Source organism: Goodfellowiella coeruleoviolacea, from assembly GCF_024171785.1.
Taxonomy (GTDB): domain Bacteria; phylum Actinomycetota; class Actinomycetes; order Mycobacteriales; family Pseudonocardiaceae; genus Goodfellowiella; species Goodfellowiella coeruleoviolacea.
The window spans coordinates 44,594-56,346 of sequence record NZ_JAMTCK010000028.1; the positions used below are offsets into that span (position 1 = coordinate 44,594).

The 11,753-nt window shown below is 69.5% G+C and carries 6 protein-coding genes and 1 pseudogene; 2 read left to right on the forward strand and 5 right to left on the reverse strand.

Annotated features, from left to right (window positions below; translation table 11 throughout):
• Positions 1–129 precede the first annotated feature (129 nt).
• Entirely contained in the window at positions 130–1,464 is a 1,335-nt protein-coding gene (locus LX83_RS36320) for an NAD(P)/FAD-dependent oxidoreductase (protein WP_253780358.1), read from the forward strand.
• A 433-nt stretch (positions 1,465–1,897) separates the two neighbouring features.
• Here the strand turns inward: LX83_RS36320 and LX83_RS36325 are convergent, their stop codons facing one another.
• The 3 genes from LX83_RS36325 to LX83_RS36335 form a co-directional block, all read right to left on the reverse strand.
• Positions 1,898–3,346, reverse strand: a complete 1,449-nt coding sequence (locus tag LX83_RS36325; protein WP_253780360.1) for an aldehyde dehydrogenase family protein — start codon at positions 3,344–3,346, stop codon at positions 1,898–1,900.
• Positions 3,346–5,061 (reverse strand): HAL/PAL/TAL family ammonia-lyase, encoded by a 1,716-nt coding sequence (locus LX83_RS36330; protein WP_253780363.1) that lies wholly within the window; start codon positions 5,059–5,061, stop codon positions 3,346–3,348. Before LX83_RS36330 ends, LX83_RS36325 begins: the two co-directional genes overlap by 1 nt.
• 284 nt (positions 5,062–5,345) lie before the next feature.
• Complete coding sequence (locus tag LX83_RS36335; RefSeq protein WP_253780368.1) at positions 5,346–8,138, reverse strand: AAA family ATPase; 2,793 nt, start codon at positions 8,136–8,138, stop codon at positions 5,346–5,348.
• Between the two features lie 133 nt (positions 8,139–8,271).
• Between LX83_RS36335 and LX83_RS36340 the strand changes: the two genes are divergently transcribed.
• Positions 8,272–10,023 carry a 3-hydroxyacyl-CoA dehydrogenase family protein gene (locus LX83_RS36340; RefSeq protein WP_253780377.1) on the forward strand — a complete coding sequence of 584 codons (1,752 nt, stop codon included), beginning with the start codon at positions 8,272–8,274 and terminating at the stop codon, positions 10,021–10,023.
• A gap of 221 nt (positions 10,024–10,244) precedes the next feature.
• Here the strand turns inward: LX83_RS36340 and LX83_RS36345 are convergent, their stop codons facing one another.
• Both LX83_RS36345 and LX83_RS38855 read right to left on the reverse strand, forming a co-directional pair.
• Positions 10,245–10,787, reverse strand: coding sequence for an AfsR/SARP family transcriptional regulator (locus LX83_RS36345; RefSeq protein WP_253780366.1), 543 nt, complete (start codon positions 10,785–10,787; stop codon positions 10,245–10,247).
• 81 nt (positions 10,788–10,868) lie between these two features.
• Positions 10,869–11,036: pseudogene (locus tag LX83_RS38855) on the reverse strand (AfsR/SARP family transcriptional regulator); the annotation flags it as partial.
• Positions 11,037–11,753: the final 717 nt, after the last annotated feature.

The window sequence follows — 11,753 nt, forward strand, 5'->3', positions numbered from 1 at the left end:
CGTCGCGTAGGGGTGCGGCACTCGGGTCCGGCACAGTTTCCCCTATCCTGCGAACGGACGCCGTCCGGAAATCGCTGCCTCAAGTAGCGTTCTCACCGTTTTGACCGCCGGACCACGAGGTGAGAAACAGTGCCGACCCCCCACGAGGAACGTTTCGACGTCGTCATCATCGGTGGCGGCCCCGCCGGGTCGTCCAGCGCCACCGTGCTGAGCCAGGCCGGTTATTCGGTGCTGGTGCTGGAACGGCTGCAGTTCCCGCGATTCCACATCGGCGAGTCGATGCTCACCTACAGCGCGGCGATATTCGACCAGCTCGGCGTCGGCGATGCGGTGCGCGCCGCGAACTTCCCGGTCAAGAAGGGCGCGGAGTTCTGCAACCCGGACGGATCCTTCCGCCGGGTGGACTTCGCCGACCAGGGCCAGCACCGGATGAGCAGCACGTATCAGGTTGAACGCGCCGACTTCGACCAGCTGCTCCTTGAGCACGCCTCGGCCAGCGGGGCCACCGTCCGACACGGCGCCAAGGTCACCCAACTCGTCCTGGACGGTGAGCGGGTGACCGGCGTCAGGTACACCCTCGACGGAACCACGACGGTGGTGCACGCCCGCCGGGTCATCGACGCGAGCGGCCGGGCCGGCGTGATCGCCAACCAGCACCTCAAGGCCAGGAAGATCGCGGACAAGCTGCGGATGGTCGCCGTGTTCAAGCATTTCGGCGACGTCGACGAGACGACCAACCCCGGTACGCCCGGCGACATCCAGATCGGCAGCCACCCTGACGGGTGGGTGTGGGCGATTCCGATTCGGCCGGACAAGCTCAGCGTGGGTACGGTCACCCGCCCGGAGACGCTCAAGCGACTGACCCCGGAGGGGGTCTACGCCGAGCACCTCGCGCGCATCCCGCGGATCAGCGGGCGAGTCGCGAACGCGACCCCACTGACCGGGCTGCACACCGAGAGCGACTTCACCTACTACTCGGAAACCGTGTCCGGTCCGGGGTTCTTCGTCGTCGGGGACGCGGGCTGTTTCGTCGACCCGATCTTCTCCGCCGGTGTCCTACTCGCCATCGCCACCGGCATGCGGGCGGGGAAGCTGACGGCGGACCTGCTGGCCGGTCGACTGTCCGAAGCGGACGCCATCGCCAGTTACGACCGCTTCTACAAGACCGGGTACGACACCTACTTCCGGCTGATCTACGCGTTCTACGAGCACGACTTCAAGATCGGTCGCTTCCTGAAGAGTTCGGGGGTGTGGGTGGAGCCGGTGTGGGTGGCCAGGCTGCTCGGCGGTGACTTCTGGAGCGAGAAGAACGCGCTGGCCAACCACCTGCGCGGGATCGCCGAGTACCAGACGTTCGCGCCGTTCGAGCCGCTGTTCGGCTGCCCGGTCTATCCCGGTCTGGACGAGCAGGAGTCTGCCGACGTCGCACTCGACGAGGTTCCCGCCGCGGTGCTCGTGCCGTGACGACCGGCGCGGCGGTGGCCCGCCACGAGTAGCTCCTCGGGTGGCCGTCGACGGACCGAGGACGGTGTCCCACCGGGACGCCGTCCTCCCTCCCGGTACGGGCGAGGTGTTCGCGGCGGGGCGGGTCGCACGTCGTACTTCCACGACCTTGTTCCCCTTCCCGGTCGACCTTGTTCCCCTTCCCGGTCCGGCTGGGCGTGGTCGCGGGGATCGCCGGCGACACCTGCGCGCCCGCCACCCGGCGGGGTCACGCGCCCGAGGAGGCATTCCGGGGCTGCCCTGACATGCCGTGCGAGCAGTGCCACGGCTCCGCCGTGCCGAATGCGCCCAACGCGCGGTTCCTCGACCGGAACCAGGGCCGGGAGCGGGCCCGCGGCGGTTGCTGTCACGCGGTTCTGTCACGCGCTTCCTGGCTCGCCCCGGTCCAGCCGACTCACCGACTCGGGTCGAACCGGGTGAGGGTGTGCGCCACCTGGAACTCCCGCACCCCGGCCCAGCCCAGCTCGCAACCGATTCCGCTGTCCTTCGTCCCGCCGAACGGCGCGCGCTCGTCGAGCACCGTCGCACCGTGCGCGTTGACGAAGGTGATACCGGCGTCGAGCCGGCGCGCCAGCGCCTCCGCCCGGCCCGGGGTGGCCGACCACACCGAGGAGGCCAGCCCGAAGTTGGACGCGTTGGCGAGGTCAACCGCCTCATCGTCGGTGCGGAACGGGATGATCGGCAGTGCCGGCCCGAACTGCTCGGTCCGGACCAGGTCAGCCCCCGGGTCGGGATCGAGTGCGAGAGCTGGCCGAACGAACCACCCGCGGTCGAACTGCTCGGGATCGAGCACCTCGCCCAGTTCACGCACTGCACCGCCGGCCGAGCTGATCTGCGCGCGCAGCCGCCGGCGCGCGGCCTCGGTGTGCACGGGGCCCATGGTGGAGCGCGGGTCGAGACCGTCACCGACCACGGTGGCCGAGACCACACGGGTCAGCGCGTCAACGACCTCGTCGTAGCGGGACCTGTGGACGTAGAGCCGCTTCACCCCGACACACACCTGGCCCGCACCCAGGAACGCGCCCGTGGCCAGGCGCCTGACCGCGGCCTCGTCCAACTCCGCGTCCGCCAGGACCAGGGCGGCGTCGTTGCCGCCGAGTTCGAGGGTGACCGGCTTGAGGTGGGCAGCGGCGGTGGCGTAGATCCGGCGCCCCGACTCCACTGAGCCGGTGAACGCGATGTGCCCGACGCGCGGATGGGTCAGCAGCACCGGCCCGATCTCCTCGGTCCGGCCGGTGACCACGTTGACCACTCCGGGAGGCAGCGCCGCGGCGATCGTGGCCAGGGTAAGCGTGGTGGCCAGTGGCGCCGTGGGCGGCGGTTTCACCACCACCGTGGCACCGGCGATCAGCGCGTGCGGCAGGCAGGCACCGAGCACCGACAGCGGCCAGTTCCACGGGATGATCAGCACAGCGACACCGCGTGGCCGGTAGGTCACCCGGCTGTGCAGTGGCGGCCCGGGGTGGGTCTCCTCGGCGGCCAGCAGGTCGGCCATGTCGGCGACGCCGATGAGCCGTCCGGTGAACCTGGCCAACTCGACTTCGGCCTCCCGCCGGACCTTTCCGTTCTCCCGCACCAGTATCTCGGCATACCTGCTGGTGTCGAGGTCACGCGCACACCGGCGCAGCACCGCGCCGCGCTCGGCGTAGTCCATCGTGGACCACTCAGCGAGCGCGCCGTGCGCCGCGTCGACGGCACGCGCGGCATCCACAGCGGACCCCGCGGCCGCCCGGCCCACCAGTTCGTCCGGCCGCGCCGGATTCCACACCGGAATCGCCGCATCGGGCGAGACCGGTTCGGCACGGCCCGCGATGACCAGCCCGGCGTCCACCGCGGCCGCCATCACTCGGCGACCGAGTCGACGAGTTCGCCGGACCGGATGAGCCGGAGCACCGCGGCGATGTCGCTGTCCATCCGGCGATCGGCTGGCTGCCTCGGCACCTCTCGGCGGACGAGGTCGTGCACGGCTCGGGTCCGCGGGCTCATCCGCTCCGCCCCGCGCAGATCCAGCGCCTGGCACGCGGCCAGGAGGTGTATCGCGGCCACCTCCTCGACCAGCTGGGTGACCGCCCACGCGTCCCGTGCCGCCAGCGGTGCCATGCTCACCTTGTCCTGGTTGTGGGCCTCAGTGGACCGGGAGAACACGCTCGCCGGCATGGTCGTCTTCAACGCCTCCGCCGTGATGGCCGAACACGCGATCTGCATCCCCTTGAAACCGTGGTGCAGCCCGGCCGCCCAGTCGCCCGGCTCGACCGGCTCGATCAGGTTCGGTGTGAGGCCGTTGTTGAACTTCTCGTCGACCAGCAGCGCGACCTGGCGATCGAGCAGGTCGGCGATGTTCGCGACCGCGGCCTTCAGCGAGTCCATCGCCTGCACCAGGTGCCCGCCGTAGAAGTTGCCGCCGCTGCGTGCCGAGCCGCTTTCGGTGTCGAACAGCGGGTTGTCGTTCGTAGAGTTGATCTCGGTCCGCACCCACGCGCTGGCGAACGTCAGGGTGTCCCGCAGCACCCCGGTGACGTGCGGTGCGCACCGGATCGAGTACCGGTCCTGGATGCTGCGGCTCAGCTGCCGGTAGCCGCCTTCCGCGTGCGGCGGGTTCATCGCGACCACCTGGTCGTGGTCCAGCGCGAGGTGTGAACCCGCGAGCAGTTCGGCGATCAGACCGGCGCTGGCGAGCTGACCGGGATGCGGCTTCTGCAGGTGGATGAAACGGTGGAACGCCCCCCGGTTTCCGAGAAGTGCCTCGGTCGCGAGCGCGGTGCAGATGTCAGCGAGCACGGCGAGCCGTTGCGCGGCCGCGACGGTCAGCGCCGAGTACGCGGCGCTGAACGAGGTGCCGTTGATCAGGGCGAGTCCGTCCTTGGCGTGGAGTGTGACGGGGGTCAGCCCGAGCGCGGCGAGCACTTCGGCGCTGGGGCGGAGCTGCCCCGCGTACCTCACCGTGCCCTCACCGATCAGTGCCGAGGCCACGTAGCAGAGCGGCACCAGATCCCCGCTCGCACCGACCGAGCCACGTTGCGGAATCACTGGCAGAACGTCGTTGGCGAGCAGGTCGGTGAGCGCCAGGATGATGGCCGGGTTGACCGCGGAATACCCCCGGCTCAGGCAGTTGGCTCTGATGAGGAGCGTCGCCCGCACCACCTCCGGCGGTGCCGATGGTCCCGTCCCGTTCAGGTGGTAGCGGATGAGGTTGTGCTGCAGCTCGGTCGTCTTCTCCGGCGAGACCTGCCGCACCACGCTGTCCCCGAAACCGGTGGTGACCCCGTAGATCGCCATGCCGGTCTCGATGAGGCGGAACTTCATCAGCCATGACTCACGCACCCGGTCCACTGCGGACTCGTCGAGGTCCACCCGGGTACCTGAGCGGTTCGCCACCGCGACGACCTGGTCGATCTCCAGGCTCGTGCCGTCGAGCACGAGTCGGCCCGGGTCGGCCTCGCCCGCAGTCGTCGGCACTGAACACGTGGAATTGTCCGCCCGGACTTCTGTCACCGCAGCTCCCTGGGATCGAGCCGTTGTCGCACGAGAAGAACCTAAACTCGCCGTTTCCCGCACCACACCCCTAATCACCGCAACGGCGCGGCTCCGGGGTGAACACCGCACCAGGCTGGGGTTCCGCGTGGTCGTGCACCTGAATAGGCTGGGTGTTCCAGACCTCCGGACGTGTCACCGACCAGCGCACGACAAGTCCCCGCATCCGGATCCCCACGGCTCCCGCACGCGGAACAGCAGACCGACTCCTGGCGCCAGCTTCGCCGCCCCGGTGCGGCGATGACACCGCTGCCCGACCGGGTCGGGGACGACGAGGACGCACCGGCGTCATCAGCGGGGCGAGCGGGGACTCAGGCGGATTCGATCACCACCGGTTCCAGCCGGGCTGGCAGATCCGCCCGCCTGCTCACCTTCAGCTTCCGGTACGCCTTGGTGAGATGCTGCTCGACGGTGCTCACGGTGATGTACAGCGACCGGGAGATCTCCCTGTTGGTCAGCCCGCGGGCGGCCAGCGTGGCAACCCGCATCTCGGCGTCGGTGAGCACCTGCCTGGGCTTGAACTCCAGCGCGACCCCGCACACCTTGGCCAGTTGCCAGGCCTGGCGTCCCACCGTTTCGGCCTTCTCGCTGTATCCCAGCTCATCGTGGACGTGGGCCAGATCCGACAGCGTGTAGGTCAGTTCGAGCCGGGCTGCGCACTCGTCCAGCACCTCGGCGGACTCCTCAAGCAGCTCCAGCCGCTCCTCCGGCTCCGCCGTGGCGGCGAGCAGGCGCAGCGCCACCCCCCGGACGCTGGACGGATCGTCGCCCGCCCTGGCGAGTTGGGCTCCGGCGACCGACCGGACCAGGTCGAGCCGGCCCTGCCGCAGGTACAGCTGGCCGAGGTCATTGCGCCACGCCAGCACCCCTGGGCGGTCAAGCTCCCAGTCCACGGTGAGTTCACCGCAGGCCGAAAAGTCGTTCTGGGCCGCGCGAAGCCGTCCGGTCGCGAGGAAGTAGTGGCCACGCGCTCGCCAGTAGTGCAACCCCGCCTGCACCTGGAACATCTCCGTCGGCACCGGCTGGTCGAGCACGGCGGCGGCCGCGTCGTGCAACCCCATCGCGGTGTAGGCCAGCACCAAGCTCCCCAACGGGATGCCGACCCGGGTTCCCCACTTCTCCACATCGACGTGGTCGAGAGCCGACTTCGCGCACTGGACGGCCGCGGCCAGGTCACCGGCTCGCAGTGCGATCAGGGCGCGCGCCGACAGCAGCTCGGCCTGCCAGGTCACCGCGTTCTGCTCAGCCGCCTGCTGGAGCAGGGTGTCACACCAGGTGCCCGCGATGGTGTGCCGGTCGACGGAAACCAGTGCGAGCAGCGCGGTGAGCAGCGGTTCGAAGGTTGAGTCGTCCAACGCGCAACTGCGCAGGATGTGGTCGGCCCCGGCACGGACCTGCGTCTTGGTTCCGTTGCCCAGCAGGCAGTCGATCACCTCGCCGGCGTACATCCGCGGGGTGGCGGCCAGGACGGCGGGAGTCGCCTGCGCGGGCAGAACCGCCTGGGACTCCGGAACGCGGCTCAGCAAGGTCGGACACCAGTAGGTCAGCCACTGGCGGAGCAGGTTGAGCAGGGCCCGCCGCCCCGGGTCCTGGGACGGCGCCTCGGCGACCAGGCGTCTGAGCGCGGTCTCGGCTTCGTCCAACCAGCCACGGCACACCAGCTGGCTGATGACCATGACACTGTCCTTGGTGGTCAGTTCACCGTCCTGCTGTGCGGCGATCAGCCGCGGCAGGTGTCGTTCGACGGCCAGCGGGCTGGTCCGCCACTCCACCGACGCGAGGGTCGCCCGCAGCGCCGCGCGGTCCCTGCCGGTGCCCGCGAGCCGATCCGCACTCGTCAGGAACTGGATCGCGCCGCCGGTTCGGCCGTGCCGCGCTTCCTCCTCCGCGATCCTGCTGAGCACCTGGACGCCCCAGCACTCCAGCGGGAAGCCGGCCGCGACCAGGTGCTTGGCGACAACCGTCAGCTCCGCACCCGCCTGGTGCAGCAATGCGGCCGCGCGCTGGTGGATCTCCGCCCGTTCGGTTCCGCTGAGACTCGCCAACACCACTGACCGCACGGCTGGATGGCGGAACCACCCGTCACCCAACAAGCCCGCGGCCTCCAGCGCCCTGGTCGCCCCGACGACCGCGGTGTCGGCCAAGCCGAGCAGTGCGCCGGCGAAGCGGCTTGTCCGCTGCTCACCGAGCACTGCCATGACCCGGATCAGGTCGAACATCGTCCGGTCGCAGCAGTGCAGGCAGGCCGAAACGGCTTCCCGGAAGGCGTTTCCGACCGCAGGGGCCGCACCGTCACGGACCGCGGCGGTCGCCGTGTCGTGGATGAGCGCGCTGAGCAGTCGCAGATTTCCGCCGCTGATCCGGTGGAACGCGGGCCCCAGATCCCTGGCCGCCGCACCGCCAAGGTGTTCGTGGAGCGCGCTGGCCACCTCCGCTTCGGCCAGGGGGGTGAGCCGGATTCGGTGGAAGCGCGGACCACGGCTGATCGCAGCGTCGTACCGCTGGTAGGTAGCCGCGATGGGGTCGCCGACGCCGACAACGATCTGCAACCGGTTCGAGCGCAGCCTGCGCACCATGAACAGCAGGCAGTTCAACGAGGCTTCGTCGCAGTGCTGGGCATCGTCGACAACGATCGCGACCGGCCTGGAGGTGGTGAGTTCGAGCATCGCCAGGCCGGACAGCCGTACCGCGTCCGCGTCCGCGGCATCCGGTACCAACTCGTCCGCGGGGTGCCCGGCACCATCGCCGACCGCCGGAGCCGGGATGTGCCGGACGAGTTGACGGATCACGCCGAGCGGGTCGTCCTGCTCCTCCGGCGAGGCGGTCGCGGTGAGCACGAGCACGCCCCGCCCGACGAGCTGCTCGGCGAAGTCGTGCAGCAACGAGGTCTTTCCAGTGGCCATCGGCCCCTGCACGGCCACGATCGAACCGGTTCCGCTGCTGCCCGCCGCGAAGAAGTCCTGCAGCAACTCCACTTTGTCCTGTCGGTCGCTGACTCTCATCGGCTTCCCCAGTGGTAGAACAGTGGGCCGCTCCAGAGCGTTGCCCTGCGACAGGTCTGAAGTCGGCCGAGATAGGGCAGGGATGTTACGGGGACGCCGCACACGCAACCGCACAACGATCGCTTCCGCCCGGCCAACCCCGAGGGGCGAAGCCACTGACTCTTAGGGGTTGTCGTCGCGTGTTCGCTGGAGCAGGGTCGATCGGAAAGCTCGGTGTCGGGAGGGGTTCTTGGCGATGATCCGGCCTTTTAGCACGATATGCGTGATCGGTCTGGGCACCACGGGCTCCGCCCTGGCCGCGCTGCTCGCCGCGCACGGTTATCGCGTCGACGGGGTCGAGTGCGACGCCCACTCCCTGCTGCGCGGCCGGTCCGCTGTGGCGGCGGCGATCGACGCGCTGGGCCTGCCGGATGCCGCCGAGGTCGAGGCGCTTCGTCGCGTCAACCTCACCACGAGCACGTCCCTCTTCTCCAGGGCTGACCTGGTCATCGAAGCCGTACCAGAACAGTTGCCGCAGAAGGTCGAGGTGCTGCGACAGGCCGATTCGCTGTGTCCGGCGGCCACGGTGTTCGCCACGACCACCACCGCGTTGCCGGTCACGGAGATCGCGTCCCGGTCCGGCCGGATGACCCGCACCGTGGGGTTGCACCTGTGCCATCCCGGCCAGCTCAGCGACGGCAGCGTTGTCGAGGTCGTGCTTCCCCCGGTCACCGACCACCGCGTCCGGAGCGAGATCGACAACCTGGTCCGCTCTCTGGGGAAGAGCCCGGTGGCGGTGGCCGACCACCCCGGCCTGCTCGGCGCCGGCCTGTACCTCGGTTACCTCAACAGCGCGGCCGCGATGTACGCCCAGGCGTACGCGTCTCGCGACGACATCGACGCTGCGCTGATCCACGGGTGTGGCCTGCGAGTGGGTCCGTTGACCCAACTGGACGTCATGGGCCTGGACGTCGTGCTGGACAGCCTGCGCGTGCTCGCTGAACGGACGGGTGACGAGTGGTACGCGCCTGCTGGGATCCTGTCCCGGATGGTCGACGCGGGTCTGCTGGGCCGCAAGTCCGGTCGGGGGTTCTACCAGTACGACAACGATGAGGACCCACCACGGGAACCTGACGACGGCGCGACAGCCAGGCAGGTCACCAAGGTCGGTGTGGTGGGTGCCGGCACGATGGCGGCGGGCATCGCGGAAGTGTTCGCCCGGGCCGGATACCCGACCGCGGTGGCGGCCCGCACGGACGAGCGCGCCACAACCACGCTGTCCACAGTGGAGAAGTCACTGTCCCGGGCGGTTCACCGGGGCAAACTCGTCGGGGAGGACATGGACCGAGCGATGGCTCGACTGTCGGGAGCAGGCGAACTCGGCGCCCTGCACGACTGCGACCTGGTGATCGAGGCGGTCACCGAAGAACTGACGGTGAAGCGGAGCGTGTTCGCCGAGTTGGACAAGCTGACCCGGTCGGGCACGGTGCTCGCGACGACCACGTCCAGTCTGCCGGTGCTCCAGATCGCCACCGCGACCGCCAGGCCCGAGGATGTCGTCGCCATGCACTTCTTCAATCCCGCACCGGTGATGAAACTTGTCGAGGTCGCACACACACCGCTGACGTCCGACGACGTCGTCGCGACGGCGCTGGCGGTGACCAGGTCTCTGGGCAGGTGCCCGGTCCGGTGCGGCGACCGCACGGGTTTCATCGTGAACGCCCTGCTGTTCCCGTACCTGAACCGCGCGGTGAACCTGGCGCAGCGACTCCACGTTGGTCTTGACGTCGTCGACTCGGTGATGACCGGTGCGTACGGTCACCCTGTCGGCCCCTTCCAACTGCTGGACATGGTCGGTCTCGACGTGTCACTCGCCATCCAGGAACGCCTGCACGAGACCTGTCACGATCCCGGCCTGGCACCGGCCGAGTACCTGTCGGACTTTGTCGCGGCAGGCTACCTCGGTCGCAAGAGTGGGCGCGGCTTTCGCGTGCACCAACCGGCCTGACGCGATGGGCAGCGTTGCGCGGCGGGGTGGGGTGACCGGACCGGTGTGACGACGCGACCGAGTCAGGCACCGGCGGTCCGTTTCGGACAGTGCGCGTCACGGTGCCGCACGAGGACGTCCGAACTCGGGTGCGTCCCGCAATCCACACCACACCGCGCGGTCCTGGCGCACCCCGGGACCCGCCCCTGCCGCGTACCGGCCTGCTCGTCGCCCGGTGACCACTACACCTCCAGGAACGACCCCAACGGGACCGTCCGCGGACCTGGGCGCTGGGGACAAGCCGGGCGCGAACGACTCAACCGGGGATCGCGGCGCAGCATTGACCGGTACAGCACAGTCAGTTCGGCACCGGGCTCGACCCCCAGTTCCTCCGCGAGCGCTCGCCGCGCGCTGCGGTACGTCGAGACAACCGCGGCCAGATCTCCCTGGTGGTAGCACGCCAGCAGCAGTCCACGCCAGGCCCGCTCCCGGGCCGGGTGGTCGCCGACAAAGTCGTGCAGCACCGTCCTGGCCCGCTCGTAGTCACCCAGCTTGATCAGCAGGTCCGCGTACTCCTCGACCGCCGAGAGCCACTGGGCGGTGAGCACGGCCGCACGTGCGCTGAGCAGGGCGCCCTGGGGGATGTCCTGCAACGGCACTCCTCGGCAGGCCAGCGCGGCTCGACGCAGGTACGGCTCCGCTCCACACAGGTCATTGGCGTCAACCAGTTGTCTGCCGGTCCGCAGATCACGCTCGAACCCGTGCACGTCGATGGTGACGGTCATGCGCTGGGCAAAGCCCAGCGCCCATCCGTTCCCGGTGCTGAGCAGCCCGGACTCAGCCGTCTCGGGCAGACAGTCCCCCAACCAGGACCGCAGTCCGGAGACATGGGTACGCAGGTTTGCCGCTGCCGATCGCGGCGGCGCCGCTCCCCACAGTTCTGCGGTCAGCCTGTTCCTGGCGACCGCACGCTGCGGGGTGAGCAGCAACATGGCCAGTAACGATCGCTTCTTGCCTCCCGGTCTGGAGAGCACCTGATCGTCACGGCGAATCTCCAGCGGTCCCAGCAGACTGAAACTGACATGTACCAAAATCGCTTCCTCCGGACTTGACGCGCGTCAACTGGTGGGCCAACGAGATCCCTTCGAAAGAGGGCACCGGTACCGACAACACCGCAGGTACGAGTTCTCCAGCACACCGTGTCCCCCTCACCGCGGCGCCCATGATGCCCGAGCCTCGCGCTGGTGTCCTTGTCCATCAGCGCACAGTGCTTGTCCATTCGCGACCAGCTGTTGCCGCGAGCCTGACGGCGCCGGTTTGGTGTCGAGCAGCCGAGGCAGCACGAGGTCGGACGAGGTGCTGCCGAGCAGTCGCGGGCCCGGTGACCGCGGTCCGGTTGTCGCGGCGAGTTCGGTGAGCACGCCGTCCGCGGCGAGCGGGTGCGTGCCGTGCTCGCGACCGGGTTCGCGCCGGAAGGGTCGCGGAGTTCGCGGAGACACTGCGCCGGCACCGGGATGAGATCTTCAACCCACTGGTCCAGGATCTCAGCCCAGCGGCCCCGACCTCGAACGGCTCTGACTCCCACCGCACTCAGTGAGCGTCCACACTGCTCGGACGCCTGCGGGCGCGACGCCCGAGCAGGAGCGAGAGGCACAGCGGTAGCAGCGCCGCCGCGGCGACCAACGACAAGCCGGCGAATCCCACCCCGGCCATCAGGGGACCGGCGAGGAACGCGGCGGCCGCGGCGGCGA

Excerpts from the sequence above, each read along its gene's own strand:
- LX83_RS36325 (WP_253780360.1), bottom strand. The coding sequence starts at position 3,346 with ATGGCGGCCGCGGTGGACGCCGGGCTGGTCATCGCGGGCCGTGCCGAA.
- LX83_RS36340 (WP_253780377.1), top strand. The coding sequence starts at position 8,272 with ATGATCCGGCCTTTTAGCACGATATGCGTGATCGGTCTGGGCACCACG.
- LX83_RS36345 (WP_253780366.1), bottom strand. The coding sequence starts at position 10,787 with ATGACCGTCACCATCGACGTGCACGGGTTCGAGCGTGATCTGCGGACC.